Origin of the sequence: Loktanella sp. S4079, from assembly GCF_000967725.1 — a bacterium.
In the GTDB taxonomy this organism is placed as follows: Bacteria; Pseudomonadota; Alphaproteobacteria; order Rhodobacterales; family Rhodobacteraceae; genus Yoonia.
The window spans coordinates 305,708-325,088 of record NZ_JXYE01000003.1; the positions used below are offsets into that span (position 1 = coordinate 305,708).

Annotated in this window: 18 protein-coding genes; 15 read left to right on the top strand and 3 right to left on the bottom strand. The window is 54.8% G+C overall.

The window, feature by feature from the left end; translation table 11 throughout:
• Positions 1-29 precede the first annotated feature (29 nt).
• The 3 genes from mutL to TW80_RS10810 all read left to right on the top strand — a co-directional run bounded on the left by mutL (position 30) and on the right by TW80_RS10810 (position 3,478).
• Positions 30-1,871 (top strand): DNA mismatch repair endonuclease MutL, encoded by a 1,842-nt coding sequence (mutL, locus tag TW80_RS10800; protein WP_157033251.1) that lies wholly within the window; start codon positions 30-32, stop codon positions 1,869-1,871.
• On the top strand, positions 1,868-3,097 hold the full coding sequence (locus tag TW80_RS10805) for a DNA recombination protein RmuC (protein ID WP_045997413.1): 1,230 nt from the start codon (positions 1,868-1,870) through the stop codon (positions 3,095-3,097). Before mutL ends, TW80_RS10805 begins: the two co-directional genes overlap by 4 nt.
• A 63-nt stretch (positions 3,098-3,160) precedes the next feature.
• A complete protein-coding gene (locus TW80_RS10810; RefSeq protein ID WP_045997639.1) occupies positions 3,161-3,478 on the top strand; it encodes a DUF3775 domain-containing protein in 318 nt (105 codons plus the stop codon).
• Positions 3,479-3,491: 13 nt separating this feature from the next.
• On the opposite strand, the gene TW80_RS10815 is transcribed toward TW80_RS10810, so the two are convergent.
• Both TW80_RS10815 and TW80_RS10820 read right to left on the bottom strand, forming a co-directional pair.
• A complete protein-coding gene (locus TW80_RS10815) occupies positions 3,492-4,532 on the bottom strand; it encodes a saccharopine dehydrogenase (RefSeq protein WP_045997414.1) in 1,041 nt (346 codons plus the stop codon).
• Between the two features lie 9 nt (positions 4,533-4,541).
• On the bottom strand, positions 4,542-5,186 hold the full coding sequence (locus TW80_RS10820) for a histidine phosphatase family protein (protein WP_045997415.1): 645 nt from the start codon (positions 5,184-5,186) through the stop codon (positions 4,542-4,544).
• A 407-nt stretch (positions 5,187-5,593) separates the two neighbouring features.
• Between TW80_RS10820 and TW80_RS10825 the strand changes: the two genes are divergently transcribed.
• From TW80_RS10825 to TW80_RS10880, 12 genes are all read left to right on the top strand, one after another.
• On the top strand, positions 5,594-5,926 hold the full coding sequence (locus tag TW80_RS10825; RefSeq protein WP_045997640.1) for a hypothetical protein: 333 nt from the start codon (positions 5,594-5,596) through the stop codon (positions 5,924-5,926).
• Positions 5,927-6,064: 138 nt separating this feature from the next.
• Positions 6,065-8,104, top strand: a complete 2,040-nt coding sequence (recQ, locus tag TW80_RS10830) for a DNA helicase RecQ (RefSeq protein ID WP_045997416.1) — start codon at positions 6,065-6,067, stop codon at positions 8,102-8,104.
• A gap of 351 nt (positions 8,105-8,455) precedes the next feature.
• Entirely contained in the window at positions 8,456-10,036 is a 1,581-nt protein-coding gene (locus TW80_RS10835) for a phosphate ABC transporter substrate-binding/OmpA family protein (protein WP_045997417.1), read from the top strand.
• 83 nt (positions 10,037-10,119) lie between these two features.
• Positions 10,120-11,028, top strand: a complete 909-nt coding sequence (locus TW80_RS10840; RefSeq protein WP_162197164.1) for a type IV pili methyl-accepting chemotaxis transducer N-terminal domain-containing protein — start codon at positions 10,120-10,122, stop codon at positions 11,026-11,028.
• Between the two features lie 104 nt (positions 11,029-11,132).
• The gene (gene truB, locus TW80_RS10845) at positions 11,133-12,038 is read left to right on the top strand and encodes a tRNA pseudouridine(55) synthase TruB (protein ID WP_045997419.1); all 906 of its coding nucleotides are present in this window, start codon (positions 11,133-11,135) and stop codon (positions 12,036-12,038) included.
• A 33-nt stretch (positions 12,039-12,071) separates the two neighbouring features.
• Positions 12,072-12,590, top strand: coding sequence for a DUF1643 domain-containing protein (locus tag TW80_RS10850; protein WP_045997420.1), 519 nt, complete (start codon positions 12,072-12,074; stop codon positions 12,588-12,590).
• A 97-nt stretch (positions 12,591-12,687) separates the two neighbouring features.
• Complete coding sequence (locus TW80_RS10855) at positions 12,688-13,542, top strand: calcium-binding protein (protein ID WP_045997641.1); 855 nt, start codon at positions 12,688-12,690, stop codon at positions 13,540-13,542.
• 133 nt (positions 13,543-13,675) lie between these two features.
• The gene (gene rpsO, locus TW80_RS10860; RefSeq protein WP_045997421.1) at positions 13,676-13,945 is read left to right on the top strand and encodes a 30S ribosomal protein S15; all 270 of its coding nucleotides are present in this window, start codon (positions 13,676-13,678) and stop codon (positions 13,943-13,945) included.
• A gap of 116 nt (positions 13,946-14,061) precedes the next feature.
• Positions 14,062-15,276 (top strand): GTP-binding protein, encoded by a 1,215-nt coding sequence (locus tag TW80_RS10865; protein WP_045997422.1) that lies wholly within the window; start codon positions 14,062-14,064, stop codon positions 15,274-15,276.
• Positions 15,277-15,289: 13 nt separating this feature from the next.
• Positions 15,290-15,532, top strand: coding sequence for a DUF6525 family protein (locus TW80_RS10870; RefSeq protein ID WP_045997423.1), 243 nt, complete (start codon positions 15,290-15,292; stop codon positions 15,530-15,532).
• A 303-nt stretch (positions 15,533-15,835) separates the two neighbouring features.
• Positions 15,836-17,971: a polyribonucleotide nucleotidyltransferase gene (pnp, locus tag TW80_RS10875; protein WP_045997642.1), complete on the top strand. Its 2,136-nt coding sequence runs from the start codon at positions 15,836-15,838 to the stop codon at positions 17,969-17,971.
• 122 nt (positions 17,972-18,093) lie between these two features.
• Positions 18,094-18,684, top strand: a complete 591-nt coding sequence (locus TW80_RS10880; RefSeq protein WP_045997424.1) for a hypothetical protein — start codon at positions 18,094-18,096, stop codon at positions 18,682-18,684.
• A 31-nt stretch (positions 18,685-18,715) separates the two neighbouring features.
• Here TW80_RS10880 and TW80_RS10885 read toward each other — a convergent pair whose 3' ends face one another.
• Complete coding sequence (locus TW80_RS10885) at positions 18,716-19,363, bottom strand: peroxiredoxin (RefSeq protein ID WP_045997425.1); 648 nt, start codon at positions 19,361-19,363, stop codon at positions 18,716-18,718.
• Positions 19,364-19,381: the final 18 nt, after the last annotated feature.

Sequence of the window (19,381 nt, forward strand, 5' to 3'; positions counted from 1 at the left end):
AATCCTGTGATCATGCTATAGTTTGTGCCATGGCCATAGCAGACCCCAAAATAAAGCCGCGCCCTGTGATCCGGCAGCTCGATGACGCAGCAATCAACAGGATTGCAGCGGGCGAAGTGCTTGAACGCCCGGCATCAGCTGTAAAGGAATTAGTTGAAAACGCTGTTGATGCAGGTGCCACCCGAATCGAAGTGGTTATCGCCGATGGTGGCAAAACTCTGATCCGCGTTACCGACGATGGCTGTGGTATTCCGGCTCAGGATTTGCCGCTGGCCCTATCGCGCCATGCAACGTCAAAAATTGACGGGTCAGATCTACTGAATATTCATTCGTTCGGCTTTCGCGGCGAAGCCCTGCCATCATTGGGCGCTGTTGGGCGACTGACGATTACGTCGCGCGTGCCTGATGCCGATGCGGCGTGTATTGATGTCGCCGGTGGAAAAATGAGCGATGTGCGCCCGGCGGCCCTATCCTCTGGCACTGTTGTTGAGCTGCGCGACATGTTCTACGCCACCCCCGCGCGGTTGAAATTTCTGCGCACTGACCGCGCCGAAGCCCAAGCCGTCGGTGACGTTGTCAAACGGCTCGCTATGGCAGAGCCATTCATTACATTTATCCTGCGCGATGCTTCAAACGGGGACAGCCGGACAACTTTTCGCGCGGACGCCCAAACCGGCGATCTGTTTGATGCCTTGCATGGCCGGCTGCAAACGGTCCTGGGTCGCGAATTTGCTGAAAATGCTTTGCCCATTGATGCCGAACGTGATGGTTTTCACCTGACCGGTTACGCGGCCTTGCCGACATATTCGCGCGGCGCGGCCATCGCCCAGTTTCTCTTTGTGAACGGTCGCCCCGTACGCGACAAGATGCTGTTGGGTGCATTGCGAGCCGCGTACATGGATGTGCTTTCGCGCGACCGCCACCCGGTCGCCGCGCTATTTATCGACTGCGAACCAACGCTCGTCGATGTGAACGTCCATCCCGCAAAATCCGAAGTACGCTTTCGCGATCCGGGCGCCGTGCGCGGACTCATTGTTTCTGGTCTCCGCCACGCGCTTGCGGGTGCTGGTCACCGGGCCTCAACAACCGTCGCCACAGCAACGCTAGGCGCGATGAAGCCCGAACCCCAGCCAACCGCCGAACCGCGCGTTTATCAAATGGATCAAAAAAGCCTCGGACCGACGCGCCCCAGCTTTAGCGCGCGATCCATGACTTTTCAGGCCCAAGCCCCCGGTTTCCAAGAGGCACCGTCGGCACGCGTTGAACCCGTCGCCGAAGAAGAACCCGCACATCTTCCTTTGGGGGCCGCCCGTGCACAGGTTCATGAAAACTACATTATCGCGCAAACCGAGAATGGTATCGTGATCGTAGACCAGCACGCGGCCCATGAACGCCTCGTCTACGAAAAACTGAAAAACCAGATGGCAGAAAACGGTGTCGCCGCGCAGGCACTGCTGATCCCGGAAATTGTCGAAATGCCCGAGGGCGAAGCGGCAATGCTGCTGGCAATCGCGGATGATCTCGCCGGGCTTGGGTTAACCATCGAACCATTCGGCGGCGGGGCGGTTGCCGTCCGTGAAACCCCCGCCATTTTAGGCGAGGTAAACGCAGCAGCCATGATCCGCGATATCGTGGACGAGCTCACAGATCAGGGCGACAGCGCCAGCGTCAAAGCCAAGATCGAAGCCATCCTCAGCCGCGTTGCTTGCCACGGATCAATCCGCTCCGGACGCCGGATGCAGGCCGCCGAAATGAATGCTCTCTTGCGTGAAATGGAGGCAACCCCACTGTCTGGGCAATGCAACCACGGGCGCCCGACCTATGTGGAACTCAAACTGTCCGACATTGAACGGCTCTTTGGACGCACATGATCCAATTTGGCGACCAAAGCTATCGCTTGAGTGATCCAATCGTCATAGCAATGATCGGTGGTGCGTGTCTGACATTCCTCGTGCTGTATCTGCTTACTTCGGCTGCGCGCCGCGCTGGAAAATCAGCCAACGCAGTCGCTAGTGTCGCTCAGCAGATGAACCAACTTGCGTTGAACATGAACGCATTGGGACAGGGGCAACAGCAGCTTGCTGGTAACATCCAAACCGTTTCCGACGCGCAGGCCCATGCCCAAATCCGCGTCATACAGACGATGGAAACGCGCCTCGCTGAGGTGCAAGCCCAGATGTCTGAACGGCTTGCCGATAACGCCCTAAAGTCCGCCTATGCATTGGCAGAAATGCAAGAACGGATGAAGGACACCCTGACGGGATCATCAGAAAAGACGACGAAGAGCCTGACGGAACTGCAAGAACGGCTCGCCACAATCGACAAGGCACAGACCAACATCGAGAAATTGTCGGGCGATGTCTTGTCGCTTCAGGACATCCTATCCAACAAGCAAACGCGCGGTGCATTTGGTGAAATTCAACTCCAAGACATCGTGTCCAAGGCGCTACCGTCAGACAGCTACACTTGGCAGGCGACCCTTTCAAACAATCGGCGCGCCGATTGTTTGGTGCACCTGCCCAATCCGCCCGGCCCCATCGTCATTGACGCAAAATTTCCTCTCGAGGCTTACGAAGCCCTGATCGCCGCAGAGACTAAGGCAGAGCGCGACCGCGCGCTAACCGCACTTGGTCAGGCGGTGCGGGGCCACATCCGCAAGATATCAGAAAGCTATTTGATCGAAGGCGAGACTGCTGACGGCGCGCTCATGTTTCTGCCCTCAGAAGCCGTCTATGCAGAGATCCACAGCCGCCTGCCCCATATCGTGCGCGAGGGCTTTAACGCCCGCGTCTGGATTGTGTCACCGACGACCTGCATGGCGACTCTTAATACCATGCGCGCTATTCTCAAAGATGCCCGGATGCGCGAGCAGACTGGTGCAATCCGCAAAGAACTGGCGCTGCTAGGCAGCGATGTTGATCGGCTTGTCGGGCGCGTCAGCAATCTCGACCGGCATTTTGCGCAGGCGGCCAAGGATATCGAGGAAATTAAAATTTCAGCGGATAAGGCGGGCAAACGTGCCAATCGCTTGGATCACTTTGACTTCGAAGAGTTGGACGCGTCACCTAACGCAAAAATCGTGCCGCTGCGCGAATAGTTGCGCCAGATCAATGTCGGCAATGGCATCCTCGGCCATACAAATGATCAGGAGGATGCGAAAATGCTGAACATCACAACAGACAAAGTCGCAGAGGTGATCATCCTTGCGCGTGAATTAAACCGGGCCGAAGCTGAATTCGATGGCTTTGTGAACCAACTCACCCCGGACGAACAAATCGCCTTGGTCGCTATTTTCTGGATTGGTCGTGGTAGTTTCGACGCCGAAGATCTCGACGAGGCATTGCGCACCGCCATCCAAGAGGCAACCATTCCAACAGCAGCCTACCTCAAAGGTTCGCCCCATCTGGCCAACCACCTTGAAAGCGGCCTCGAAGCATTGGGCATCGACCCAACCGATGCCCAAGATGATCTGTACTGACGTAGGGTGGGTTTTAACCCACCGCCTCCTGAAAACAGACGCCGGCACGACCCCAGACATCTTGGTCCAATGCACCCAAGGTCATCAGATGCGGCAATAACTGCCCCGCGAAATCTGCGCTGCTTTCCGCTGGCAACATCGAAGGCAAGTTATCAATCGCGGTGACGTCCAAGACCGGATCATCATGCACACGCAACGCAGGTGCGTCCCATGTTGTCGTGCGGTCATAGACCTTGATCGGTGAAAAATCACTGTCGGGATCACATGCTATGTCGCCAATCACACGCAGCTTGCGGTCCGCTGTCTTTGCATCGGCGGGAACAAACACTGGTGTGCCAGGGCGCGCCAAAATGCAGTTCAGGAAAATATCATGCCCAAGCACCTCGGGGAAAGGCCCGCCAGATGCAGTTTCAGCCATGTCCCATTTTGTAACAGACATCCCCATCGCTTCGCACAGATCTGCAGCGCCAGTCCCCACACGCCCCAATGCACCGATAATCAGCGCATTTGGTCGCGTATCGTTCAGCTGAGCAGTCAAATCAGCGCGCAAGTCCGCAGCGTTCTTGTAGGCATGAACTGCGCCAGCCTGCCGACCGTTTTGCTGCGCAATCCAACACATCAGCGATACAGCTGCACCAGCGTACCCCGCCCAATATCCAAAGGCGGCAACCCGGCGACCATCGTCATGTGTAAGGTATTCAAGATCATAAAGCGCCCCGCCGCCCGCCTTGAACCGATCCAACAAGATACGCCCCGATGGCTGACCCTTGTAGGCATGACCAAACATGATGTGACGATGCCGCAGCGGCGTGCCATCTTCTGGCAATTCCTTTAGCCCAAAGATCAATGCATCATCTGGCGCATCGACCCATGAAAATTCAGGGGCAATCGCACAGCCGACATTAGCGTATTCTGCAATCGGGATAATGCGCTGACGGCTTTCTTCGACCGTGACAGAGAACCCCTGCTCTAACAATGCGGCGGCGCCTTCTGGGGTCAGCCCGACCCGTTCTTCATTTGCGCGGCTTTCTGCGCGTACCCAAAGATGTACCATCTGCGTTCCTTAGTAATGTGTCATCGCATGGCTGCGATCGGGGTCAACCAAATGCGGCACTGCGTTAAACCCAGCCAAGATTGGCCCACGCGGCGTCACATGCACCCTATGCACCGAGGTATTCATAATTGGCAACAAAACATGAGCCAGCCGGGTCGGGTCTAGGCGCAGCAAATGCCGCATGATCATCCCGATCACCCCGCCCGAAGTCACACATAGAACCCGAACACCCGGCTCTGCCGCTTCTTGCAGAACACCAGTGACACGCTCCTCAAACGAAGCAAATGTCTCGACACCTTTAATCTCGGCCCGGTGCCAAGCTTCCATGACTTGCGGGATATGCTCCGCAAATTCCTCAGGGCCGGGCATCGGTACGCCATGTACATCATGCAACGCTGCACCCAGATTAAAATAGTCCATCTCGTTCAAGCGCGGATCAATGTTGGGCGCATGAAACCCCATCCCCTGCGCTGTTTCACGATGTCGCCGCAGGCTACCACTGATGACCTTTTCAAAGGGCGTCTCTTGGCGCTGGAAATATTCACCCAGCCAACGGGCCTGCTGGTGCCCAAGATCAGATAGCTTATCATAGCTCTCTTCGTCCTTAGCGCCAGAGTTCGCCTGACCATGGCGAACAAATACGACTTCACCCATCTACCTCTCCTTTTTGGTGGGACGCTACGGTGTGGCCGAGCCATGCGCAACGTCAATTGGCGGCGTGGATCGATCACGTGAATGCGAAAACTGCGAAATATTTTCGCTCAATTTTACGCGCGTGCACATTTTTTGTGATCATCTGTCACAGACGATCACGCCGCTGTTGCACAGACTTGGTCAGAGTTCGGTTCATCACTGCACAGAACCCCACCCACTGGGAACGACTGGCTGATTTTCAAGAAGTATTTCCAATCACTTTGATCACCATTTTCGTGATCGCGTCGGCCCTTTTCAGCCGACGGAAAGCACCCGATATCCCGTTTATCAACACGGCAAACAACGCCGCAGAGACAACAATAACCGACGACAATCAGTCGTTAATAAATCGCAAAAAGGAACATATCATGTCTATCAAAACAATCGCACTTGCTGCCGCTACTGTCGCTGCTCTGGGTTCTGCTGCTTCTGCAGAGAGCTACTTTGAACTTGGTGACAACCTCGACGCTGGTTCTGTTCTCGAACTGGGTCTGGTCCGCGCTGACGCTGACGGCGTTGTCGAAATCTACACAAGCAACGCCGGTGATCTGGGCACATTGATTGGTACAGAAACTGTCCACGCAGGTGCAAACAGCGACGTGCGCGTGAACGTTGGTTCTGCCCCACAGCAAGACGTTATCGCACTGCTCAAAGTGAACGGCCAAGTTGTTGCACAACACGACTATGACGTCGTTCGCTAAATCTTCCGCGTAAGCGGTACTCTGGAAAGGTCGTCTTCCCTCTGGAAGGCGGCCTTTTTTCTTACAGGCGCTTGCTGCCAGAATCCGAACGTGGGAATGTGCGCGGAACGAAAATCCGCTCTTACAGGTTCCCCGTTAATGACTGCTGCAATGCTGCTTCGTGAAGTCTTTGGTTTTGATGCGTTCCGCCCCGGCCAGCAAGAAATCGTCGAAGCCGTCGTTGCCGGCGAAAACACACTCGCCATTATGCCCACGGGCGGCGGCAAATCGCTGTGTTTTCAACTACCGGCAATTGTCCGCGAGGGCGTTACCGTTGTCATCTCACCATTGATTGCGCTGATGCGCGATCAGGTCCGCGGCCTGCGCGAGGCAGGGGTTGCCGCAGGCGCACTGACCTCTGGCAATACACAAGACGAAACCGACGAGGTGTTCCACGCCCTCGAAGATGGTTCTCTGAAATTACTGTATATGGCGCCTGAACGGCTGGCATCGGGTGGCACCATTAACATGCTTAAACGTGTCGGCGTGCGGCTAATTGCCGTGGACGAGGCGCATTGCGTCAGCCAATGGGGCCATGATTTTCGACCCGATTATCTGCGCATAGGCGAATTGCGGCGTGCGCTTCAGGTGCCATTGGCCGCCTTTACCGCGACAGCAGATGCCGAAACCCAGGCCGAAATTGTCGAAAAGCTGTTCGACGGCAGTGAGCCCGCCAAATTCTTACGTGGATTTGACCGTCCGAACATTCATCTTGCCTTTGCAGTCAAAGATGGACCACGCGCGCAGATCCTGAATTTTGCATCCGCCCGCAAAGGGCAGTCTGGTATCGTCTACTGCGGCACCCGCGCCAAGACCGAAGGCCTTGCCAAAGCACTGAACGATGCGGGTCACGCAGCGTGCTACTATCATGGCGGGATGGAACCTGACGACCGCCGCCATGTCGAAAACCGCTTTCAACAAGAAGACGGGCTGATCGTGTGTGCAACCGTTGCTTTTGGCATGGGGATCGATAAACCAGACATCCGCTGGGTCGCCCACGCCGATCTGCCAAAATCTATCGAAGGCTATTATCAAGAGATCGGGCGCGCGGGCCGCGACGGTGCACCTGCCGAGACACTCACTCTGTTTGGCCCCGATGACATTCGGTTTCGTCGTCAGCAAGTGGACGAAGGGCTCGCTCCGCCAGAACGCCGTGCGGCAGATCACGGTCGGCTGAATGCACTTCTTGGTTTGGCCGAGGCCCTGCGCTGTCGGCGTCAGAATCTGTTGTCATATTTCGGGGAAACATCTGAACCCTGTGGTAACTGTGATCTTTGCGATAAACCTGCTGAAGTCTTTGATGGCACGACTGCGGTGCGCATGGCTTTGTCCGCTGCGCTGCGCACCGAAGAATGGTTTGGTGCGGGACATTTGATCGACATTCTACGCGGTGATTTGACCGATAAAATACAACAGCGCGGACATGATAGCCTGCCCACCTTTGGCGTTGGAAAAGAATACGACAAGCGACAATGGCAAGCGATCTTTCGTCAGATGATGGGGCACGATTTGATACGTCCAGACCGTGAACGCCACGGCGCACTTCGCATGACAGAAGCCGCCCGTCCAATTTTGCGCGGCGAGGCCAGCATTGAACTGCGCCGTGATAGTATTCGTGCAGCGCGCGGCACCGGCCCAAAGGTCCGCATGCTGGTCAGCGAAGAAGACGCCCCCCTATTATCCGCCCTAAAGGCCAAGCGGCGCTATCTTGCGGAACAGGGTGGTGTTCCCGCATACATCATTTTTAACGACCGCACGCTGATCGAAATGGCCGAGAAACGCCCCATGACGCTGGATGAAATGGCGCAGGTTGGCGGCGTGGGCGCAAAAAAACTGGAAAGCTATGGTCGTGACTTTTTGCAGGTGATTGCTGGTGCCGTCGAAGACACCCACCCAGCCCGACGTAAACTGGCCGGGCGCAGCGAAGGCGAGTTGTATGATCGTCTGCTTGAGGCGCAAGCAGCGCTGGCCCGCGGTCCACATGGCGTTGATAAACCCATGAGCTGCACTGCATCTGCGCTAGCCAAAGTCGCCAAGTTGCGCCCCAATGATGCCGCCCAGATTTCGCGCGTCTTGGGTGAACGTCATGCCGAACGGTTTGGAGATGCGTTTCTAGAAGTTATCGCTAACAGCGAATAAATGGCTTTTCTGCAACAGTTCAAAACTAAACCGCAGATTTGCGAACGCCGTGAAATTCGGCCCCTGATACTTTTTTGCCTTACCTTACGTTATCTCGTTGCGTAAAACTTAATCTCATCTTATTGAGAACATTCAAAAAATAGACAGCCAACAAACGCTCGTATGCATCAGCTATCCGCATAACCACCTGACGACCCTACGACCTAGACTGCTGTTTCCCGCCATAATCGCAACACAATTGTTCACACCATGCCTAGCAATGGCGTGTGTACTGCCGTGCTCATTAAGTCCGGTAAACAATACGTCTGTCTCTCAGGGCCCCGTTGGGACCACAGAAAATGGAGCTTCTCGTTGAAACACACCACTAGCACAAAGCAGCGTTCTTTTGTCAGAGCACTTGTCCTTGCCGGGACAACCGCATTGTCTACTCAGGCGGCCGCGGATCTTGTGACGCTGCGATCCACAGATGGAACGATCAATTTGCAAGGTAACCTGATCGGTGTGGTTGATGATTATTACTTGCTACAAACCGCACTCGGGGATTTGCGCGTCGCGACAAATCGCGTACGCTGCGAAGGCGAAAGCTGCCCCAGCACCAAGGCTGTCGCGGCAGACATTACAATCAGCGGCTCAGATACGATCGCCGAGGGCCTGATGCCACTGCTCATGGGCGGCTATGCCACGTCACTCGATGCTGAATCGACCGTGACGACCACTGCAACAGCAGGTGAATTTGCCGCAACATTGGTCGGGCAGCAGGGGTTTGGCGACCAACTCGGAACGTATTTGGTTAAATCCACTGACGCGACCGCCGGTTTTGCTGGTCTGATGGATGAAAGCGCGCAGCTCGCCTTGTCCGCACGACCCATTTCCGACAGCGAAGCAGCATTGCTGGCCGCAGATGGTGCTGGCGACATGACCTCGCTGGACCAAGAACATATTCTGGCGCTTGATGGGCTTGTCTTGGTGGTAAATCAGTCAAACCCCGTTTCGCAGCTTTCGGTCAGCGACATTGCGCGTATTTACCGTGGCGAAGTCACCAACTGGGCCGAGGTCGGTGGACCAAACCTGCCAATCGCCGTCGTCACGAGCGATTCTGACACGGCTGCGGTCTTTAACGCAGGGATTTTCGGGGAAAGCAGCCCAGCGAACGCCCCGAGCGCCTTTACCGCGTCCGACAACGTCGAGGCGTCGAACTATGTTGACGCAAACGCAGGTGCTATCGCCTATGTCGGCTTTGCATTCAAACGCGGTCAAAAGCCGATCACGCTGATCAGTGAATGCGGTATCGGCACACAACCCGATGCTTTCTCGGTCAAAACCGAAGAATACACGCTGTTCCGCCGCCTGTTCGTCTACAATCGTGCCGACAACACCGACGACATGGCACAGGGCTTTGTGGATTATGCGATTTCTGATGCCGCGAACGGCGTGATCCGGCAGTCCGGCTTTATCAACCTTGGTGTTGAACGGGTTCAGATGGGGCTATCTAGCCCACGTGCGCGCACCGTACTAGAATCTGGCAGCAACGCGTCTGAGCAATTGGTCGCAAATAACATGCTTGCCTTGATGGCCAACAGCGATCGCCTGTCGTCCACTTTCCGGTTCCGTTCGGGATCAACCATCCTAGACCCGCGCGGCCAAGCCGATCTGGAACGCCTGGTTAACTATCTTGAGGATATGCCAGCAGGTACGAATGTAACGCTTGTTGGGTTTGCTGACTCTGTCGGCGCCTTTGATCCAAACCTTGCCCTATCCGAAGGACGGGCGACCCAGGTCGAAGCGGCGCTAAAATCGTTGGGCGGTGATCGGTTACGTAATGTCACGATCAAAGCGACTGGCTTTGGCGAGATCGCGCCAGCAGCATGTAACACAACCGAATCAGGTCGCCAAATTAACCGTCGCGTTGAAACATGGATCAGCACACAATGATGGGATTCGATTGGTTTTCAACAACACGGACATCAAAGGTGCGCGCAGCGCACCGGATGACGTCACAGAGTAAAGAGGTCGCAATGTCGAAAAAGTCACTACATAAGACCCAAATACGTCTCGCATCAATTGCCGCCACAGTGCTCTGTCTGGGGACATCGCTTGCCGCGCAAACAGGCACGGACCCTGTCTATCTGGCCGGGGCAGAGCGCGTTCATGTCGGCGGGCTGATGCGTGAGACAGCACAACGAATGGCCGTCGCTTCGTGCTTTTTGGATGCTGGAATAGAGGTCGACACCTACAGCGCGCAGATCACCGATGGGGTCGCAGACTATGACAGCTATCTTGTGGCGCTGACCGAGGGCGATCCTGCGTTAGGCATCGATCTAGCTGAAGAGAACCGCAAACTGACCTCGACGATCTATAGCGTGACCTCGCAATGGGAACGTTTCCGTGACGCCGCAGTCGGTCGGCTGAACGGAGAAGGCCCAAGCGACGGGACAGACTATGTATCACGTCATAATTTGAATATGATGCATACATCCAAGTACCTCTTGCGTGAAATCATCGCAGTCTATGCGATCCCACCCGCATTGCTGCAAAGCGATGCGTTTACGCTCGACGTTGTCACGCGCCAGCCTGCGATCGCGAACCAGATCAGCAAAGAGGCATGCGGTCTGATCACCGGAAACACCGTGATGGGCAGCCGATCCCGGTTTGATAAATCCGTAGCCAGATACGAGGCGTCGCTAAGCGCGCTCATCAATGGGTTCGAAAGCCTAGGTGTTTCGCCGCCTCCCAATGACGAGGTAAAATCAGCGCTTCAGGCGATTGCCGCCGATTGGGATAGCCTAAAGGGTGATCTTGCACAGGTCGGCACCGTGACTGATCATGCACTGGCATTGCAAATTGATCAGCAGTTCGCTGCCATCAACGCCAAGTTTGATGCTGTCATTCCCGCCTACATCGAAGACAGTAAATCAGGGCTATAGCCCCTGAACCTGCCGGGCCGTCATATGTCAATCTATGCACGGCCCGCTTGACCCCTGCCGTCGGTAAGACTAGCAAGCGCGCAATTCTGCAAAAGGACAAAACGATGGCGCGCAAACGCAAGGGACGCGATATTTCCGGCTGGCTCGTGGTGGATAAACCTGCCGGGCTGACATCGACAGCTGTAGTCAACAAAGTACGCTGGGCGCTGAACGCCAAAAAGGCGGGGCACGCCGGTACGCTCGACCCTGAGGCTACGGGTGTCTTGGCTGTTGCGGTGGGCGAAGCGACCAAAACTGTTCCCTATATTACTGATGCGCTCAAGGCCTACACCTTTACTGTACGCCTTGGACAAGCGACCAACACCGACGACGCAGAGGGTGAGGTGATTGCCTCGAGCGACCTGCGCCCTGACGATGAAACCATCAAGGCCGCGCTAGGTCAGTTCATCGGTGACATTATGCAAGTCCCCCCGCAGTTCTCGGCGGTCAAAGTTGACGGCGAACGCGCCTACAAAAAGGCGCGCGATGGCGAAGAAATGGAACTCGCCGCGCGGCCTTTGTGGGTCGAAGAATTGCTGCTCATCGACCGCCCAGACCAGGATCACGTGGTGCTGGAAATGACCTGCGGCAAAGGTGGCTACGTCCGCTCAATCGCACGCGATCTGGGCGAGGCACTTGGCTGTAAGGCGCATGTCAAATCGCTCCGCCGGATATGGTCTGGCCCGTTTCAGGCAACAGACGGCCTAAATATTGAACAAATCGATGCGCTGGCGAAATCACCCGAACTTGACACGCATCTGCAACCGCTCGAAGTCGGCCTTGAAGACCTACCCGAAGTGCGTTGCCTTGCCGAAAGCGTCACCAAGCTTAGAAACGGAAACCCAGCGTCTGTCATTGCGTCTGGTATCGAATACGGCGAAGAGGTCTGGGCCTCATATGAGGGCAAAGCGATTGCTGTCGGCACCTACCGTGGTGGCGAAATCCAACCCACCCGCGTTTTTGTCACGTAGGGTGGATTTAAATCCACCCTACAAGGTCGCACAATGATCACCCGATCGCATATCAAAGACGACGCGCCCTCAACCGCAGTCTATTCCGATTGTGAACGCTATCGCTATGCGCTGACCCGCATTTGGGACCCAGATGGACGGCGGGTGGTTTTTATCATGTTGAACCCATCCAAAGCGACCGAGGTTCAAAACGATCCGACAGTGGAACGCTGCGAAAGACGCGCACGCGCCCTTGGTTTTGGTGGTTTTCGCGTCACCAACATCTTTGCTTGGCGCGAAACCGACCCGCACGCGATGCGCAAAGCCCAAGATCCAACTGGCCCGGAAAATGACGCCATGATTATCGAGGCCGTCGATTGGGCCGATCAAGTCATCGCGGCATGGGGTGCGCATGGCGCCCATTTGGATCGCGGTGCCGCTGTGGCCAAGTTGCTGCAGCACGTGAAAACCCCTGTTTTCCATCTTGGCCTTACCAAACATGGCCATCCAAAACACCCGCTTTACATAAGCTATCAACAACAGCCTGTGCGCTGGGCGTTTGCCTCGCATTAACCAAGCAATCAGTTTTCAGACCGCCTAACCATCTGGCTATGCTAGGTAATCACAGTATGCGGGATGATTCTGGCCCGCTCTGGTGCAGGTTAAAGCGATGTTAGCAATCCTTGGGTTAATTGGCGTTACAATGTCAGCGGTCATGCTGATTGATCCCGACGACGACGATACCGAACCAAGCGATCCATCCACGGACGAAGACCAAAGCGCCGACGCGATGGCGGACGACGACATCGTGCCCATGCATGAATTCTTTGACGAAACTGACCCCGATATGATCGTCTTTTCCGGCGAGGAAAATGACGCGGTTACCGGCGGATCAGGCGAGGATCATATCGATGGCGAAGGTGGCGATGACATTCTTTCGGGCGGCGCGGGTGATGATGAAATACACGGCGGTTCGGGCAACGATATGATCGCCGGAAACGCCGGCAATGATCACCTCTTTGGTCACATTGGGGATGACACAATTGACGGCAACGCAGGTGATGATCAAATCAACGGTGGCGACGGAAACGACCTCATCGAAGGAGGGGACGGAAACGACCAAATCCTTGGGTCGTATGGCGATGATATCTTGCGGGGCGGTGACGGGGCCGACACGCTCCACGGCGGTGCCGGAAACGACCTGATCGAGGATCGGGCAGACAATATTCGCGATTTTCTGAACGGTGGCGCGGGGAATGACACCCTTATGGGCGGTCAGGACGATGTGCTAAACGGCGGAACTGGTGCGGATAAATTTGTGCTTAGCAACGATGGGATGAGCATCATCCAAGACTTCGACGCCGCAGAGGATACAATTGAAATCAGCTACACAGGCGCAGAACCCGCGCTGACAACTGAACAATCGCAAGATGGGCTCGTTCTGTTGGCAGATGGTCAGGCGGTTGCCGTGTTTAGCAATCTGGACACCTTGGATATGTCGCTGGTTCAGTTGGTTTCCACATAAAAAGCTTTTCTTTATTGCGGAATCGCCCTAAATGCAGCCATCCGCGCAAGGAATCCCTTGCCGGTCCCTCCACGGGCCTTTCTGGACGACATCCCGGATTGCGCCATTCACCCTTAACGATAAGGAGACCCCGATGTCGATTACTGCTGAAGAAAAAGCACGCATCTTGAAAGAATTCGCAACCAAAGAAGGCGACACAGGTTCGCCCGAAGTACAGGTTGCTATTTTGTCATCGCGTATTGCGACTCTGACAGAGCACTTCAAGACACACAAAAAAGACAACCACGGTCGTCGCGGCCTTCTGAAAATGGTTGCTCAGCGTCGTAAGCTTTTGGACTACACAAAAGCCAAAGACGAAGCACGTTATCAGTCGCTGATCGAACGTCTGGGCCTGCGTCGCTAAGCGATACGCAAATCCCGATCTTAAAAGCCGCGCCCATTTGGACGCGGCTTTTTTTGTGGTTGCAAATCTGATTTCACCGTGCATGTTATGTTATAACATATCAGTTGAGGTGAATAATGTCCCGTAACCGCCTACCCGTCACGGTTCTTTCTGGCTTTCTTGGTGCCGGAAAGACCACATTGCTCAACCGCGTTCTGAACAATCGCGAGGGTCGCCGCGTCGCGGTCATTGTGAACGATATGTCAGAAGTGAACATTGATGCCGACCTCATCCGCGAGGGCGGTGCCGCGCTTAGCCACACCGATGAAACCTTGGTTGAAATGTCAAACGGCTGCATCTGCTGCACCTTGCGCGATGATCTGCTGGCCGAGGTGCGCCGCCTCGCCGAAGAAGACCGATTTGACTATTTACTTATCGAATCCACTGGTATTTCAGAGCCCCTGCCGGTGGCTGCCACCTTTGAATTTCAGGATGCGAACGGACAAAGTCTTTCTGATGTGGCGCGGCTCGATACGATGGTGACCGTCGTCGACGCGGTCAACCTGCCCCGCGACTTTGCGAGCTATGAGCAGCTTTCTGATCGCGGAGAGGTCATGGGCGAGGCTGATGATCGTACCCTCGTCCAGTTACTGACCGAACAAATCGAATTTGCGGATATTGTCGTGTTGAACAAAGTCAGCGCCGCTGACCCCGCAATGGTCGATGCCGCCCGCAAGATTATTCGCAGCCTGAATGCGGATGCCAAGATAATCGAAACCGACTTTGGCAATGTGCCGGCGAGCAGCATTTTGGATACAGGTCTATTTGATTTTGAACACGCTCATGAACATCCGATGTGGGCCAAAGAGCTATATGGTTTTGCAGATCACCCCCCTGAGACCGAGGAATACGGTATTTCCTCTTTCACCTATCGCGCGCGCGCGCCTTTTGACCCGGTCAAAGTTTACAATGTGCTGAATGGTGATCTTCCGGGGGTTATTCGCGCAAAGGGCCATTTCTGGATTGCCACCCGCCCCGATTGGGTCGCTGAATTTTCGCTGGCTGGCGCGCTATCTAGCGTAGCACCGCTGGGTACGTGGTGGGCAGCAGTGCCGAAGGAACGTTGGCCCAACCATGATCAGGCGCAAGCCTATACCACAGCCCATTGGGCAGAACCTTTTGGTGATCGACGGCAAGAGCTCGTGTTTATCGGCACAGGCATTGATTGGCCCGCGCTCAAGGCGCAACTTGATGCGTGCCTGATCGCACATGCAAATGCGGATAACTTAGAGAATTTTCGGCACCTGCGCGATCCGTTTCCACAATGGCGTCGCAACCAATCCGTCGCCTAGAACGGATATTCACATGAAATGGCATGGAAACAGAGGGGCAACCGGGTTTGCAACACGCAGGAGTGCCGCAAACCAAATGGCCGCATTCGACAGGCTACCCCCTGATTTACGCGCTTGGCTTCGCGATGCTGCGCTGCCATGGTCACCCCGGTCGTGCCTCGCGATCTGGGAAAAGGCACGCCGCGAAGGGCTCGACCACCGTGCAGCCCTTGCGCGGCTCGATGCGATTGAAAAAGCAATGCTTACACGGCGTTAACCGGACGCGTAAAATTCGCATAGCTTCACGCAAGAAAATTACACCTATAAATCCTTGCGGAATACGGCAATACCCGCATAAGGTGCATCTCAATGCGATTTAGCGATATTGGAAAACATGCAAACATTTATCTCTTTGCGCCCATTTTATTGGGCGCTCTTCCCAAATACGCAAAATTCGGCTATGGCCCGCAAATCTTGAGAGACCGGCGCCCGCATTCCAGCGCCTGCCAAAGAAGATATCGGAATGAGGGGGAATACGCCCCCTACGCAAAATGGGCTGCGGCCCGACTAGGAAAACATGATGTTTAACGAAGTGAAAAAATCAATGCAGTGGGGGCAAGAAACGCTCACACTCGAAACCGGCAAAGTTGCGCGTCAAGCAGACGGTACAGTGATCGCCACCTTGGGCGAAACATCCGTCATGGCCAACGTGACCTTTGCAAAGGCGCAAAAGCCGGGTCAGGATTTCTTTCCTCTGACCGTTCACTACCAAGAGAAATACTATGCCGCCGGTAAAGTACCTGGCGGTTTTTTTAAGCGCGAAGCACGTCCAACTGAAAAAGAGACGCTGACTGCACGCTTGATCGACCGTCCAATTCGTCCATTGTTCGTGCCTGGCTTCAAAAACGAAGTTCTGGTCATGTGTACAGTTCTGTCACACGACATGGTCAACGACCCAGACATGGTTGCGATGATCGCGGCATCTGCTGCGCTGACAATTTCTGGCGCACCATTCATGGGCCCAATCGGCGCTGCGCGCGTTGGTTTTGTTGACGGCGAATACGTTCTGAACCCAGAAATCGACGACATGCACAACCTGCGCCAGAACCCTGAGCAGCGTTTGGATCTTGTTGTTGCGGGCACCAAAGACGCCGTGATGATGGTTGAATCCGAAGCTTACGAGCTGACCGAAGAAGAAATGCTGGGCGCTGTGACTTTTGCGCACGAGCAAATCCAACCCGTCATCGACCTGATCATCGCGCTGGCCGAAGAATCTGCAAAAGAGCCATTCGACTTCCAGCCCGTTGATTATTCTGAGCTGTACGAAGCCGTCAAAGCTGCTGGCGAAGACGCGATGCGCGCGGCTTATGCCATCACTGACAAGCAAGAGCGCACTGCCGCTGTTGCCGCTGCCCGTGAAGACATCATCGCCAAGCTGACCGAAGAACAGCAAGAAGATGCAAACCTAGGTTCTGCATTGAAAAAGCTGGAATCAGGCGTTTTGCGCGGCGACGTTGTGAAAAACGGCAAGCGTATCGACGGTCGTGCACTGGATGAAATCCGCCCAATCGTCTCTGAAACTGGTATCCTGCCACGCACACACGGTTCTGCCCTGTTTACACGCGGCGAAACCCAAGGTTTGGTCGTAACCACATTGGGTACTGGCGACGACGAACAAATGATCGACTCGCTGACTGGCATGTATAAGTCGAACTTCATGCTGCACTACAACTTCCCACCTTACTCTGTGGGTGAAGTAGGCCGCGTAGGTTCACCTGGCCGTCGTGAAATCGGTCACGGTAAACTGGCATGGCGTGCGCTTCAGGCTGTTCTGCCAGCGCCGACAGATTTCCCATACACTGTGCGCGTTGTCTCCGAGATCACTGAATCCAACGGTTCATCTTCAATGGCTTCCGTTTGTGGTGGCTCGCTGTCCATGATGGATGCGGGTGTTCCGCTGAAAGCCCCAGTTGCTGGTGTTGCTATGGGTCTGGTCATGGAAGAAGACGGTTCTTACGCCGTTCTGTCCGATATCCTTGGTGACGAAGACCACCTTGGCGACATGGACTTTAAGGTTGCGGGTACTGAAAATGGTATCACGTCGCTGCAGATGGACATCAAGATTGCAGGTATCACACCTGAAATCATGTCCAAAGCACTGGCACAGGCCAAAGCAGGCCGCCTGCATATTCTTGGCGAAATGGGCAAAGCCCTGACTGGCGCGCAGGAATTCAGCGTCCACGCACCTAAGATTGAAACGATGAACATCCCAACCGACAAGATCCGCGAAGTGATCGGCTCGGGTGGTAAAGTCATCCGTGAAATCGTGGAAACATCTGGTGCAAAAGTCGACATCAACGACGACGGCGTGATCAAGATTGCGTCCAACGACGCAGAGGCGATCAAAAAAGCCTACGACATGATCCACTCAATCGTCGCAGAGCCAGAAGAAGGCGTGATCTACAAAGGGACAGTTGTGAAACTGGTCGACTTTGGTGCTTTCGTGAACTTCTTTGGCAAGCGTGACGGTCTGGTGCACGTGTCCCAAATCGAAAACCGCCGCCTGAACCACCCATCCGACGTTCTAAAAGAAGGTCAGGAAGTCTGGGTTAAACTGCTTGGTTTCGATGATCGCGGCAAAGTTCGCTTGGCGATGAAAATGGTTGATCAGGAAACTGGTAAAGAAATCGTAAAAGAAGAAGCAACCGAAGAATAATCATAGAAAGGCCCGCAGCACAAAGTTGCGGGCCTTTTTCTTACGCATGTTAATACAACCTTAAGGTTGTGGTGTGATTTTATAACTCACCCGAATCATATTCCCAGCCCCCAGGAACTAAGATGCGTTTACCAGCTCTTGCACTCATCGTTTTCAATATGTTGATCGGCACCGCAGCGCCCGCCGAAGAAACCGGCGACTTCTCAATGGGCTTGGGTGTGTCGAATTTTGGTGTCGCACTCACTGGCGAATACACAACTTCACCGCAGTGGAATATTCGTGGTGTCGTCATGGGCGGCTTCTCATTCGACGATACCTTCCAAGAAGATGACTATACCATAGTCGGCCGGGCAGAGCTGGGTGGCGTCGCGCTATTCGCCGATTACTACCCGTTAGACAACGCATGGCGCATGACGGGCGGGGTATTCATGTCAAACTCTGAACTCACCGGCGATTTTACCGGCCCAGAAAATTTCACCGGGGACATGGGGTTCGCAAACGAGCTTGTCCCAATGATTGCAACGGGTTTTAAGGCGCAGGTTTCTGACACGGTGTCATTCTACGGCGACGTAGGGGTGATGTTTTCCTCTCTCGAGGTGTCATCAGACAGCACCGATCCCGCGGTGCAAACTGAGATTGACGAACTCAATGATGACTTGGACGATATGCCCGTCTTTCCATATATCGAAACGGGTGTAAGCTTTAGGTTCTAGTGGCCCCGCCCAAGCAGGGCCACCAATCGCGTTACAGTTTTGTTGTACGCAGGTAAGGCAGCACGGTTTTGAATTCGCCGTATTTTGCCTTGGCATCCTCGTTTGAAACTGTTGCGGGGATGATCACATCATCACCAACGTTCCAATTGGCTGGGGTAGCGACACCTTGGCCAACGGATGTTTGCAAGCCGTCTAGCGCACGCAGCACTTCGGCAAAGTTGCGGCCAACGGTCATTGGGTAGGTCATCGACAGCTTCAGCTTTTTATCTGGCCCGATGATAAAGACAGAACGCACTGTCGCGCTATCCGCAGGTGTACGACCATCTGGCATGTAGGCCTCAGCAGGCAGCATGTCGAATGCCTTTGCCATTTCTAGCCCTTCGTCCGCGACGATCGGAAAGCCAGCTTTGGTTCCTGCAACCGTTTCAATATCACCTTTCCATTTCTTGTGCTCTTCAACACCGTCGATGCTGATCCCCAGCACTTTGGTGCCGCGCTTTTCCCATTCGTCCGCCAACTGCGCGACTGCGCCGAATTCAGTTGTACAGACAGGGGTGAAATCCTTGGGATGCGAAAAGAGGATTGCCCAGCTATCGCCGATCCAATCGTGCAAAGAAATCGTTCCGTGATCGGTCTCGACCGTCAGATCAGGAATAGTGTCATTAATGCGTAGGCCCATTTGAACGCTCCTATGTTG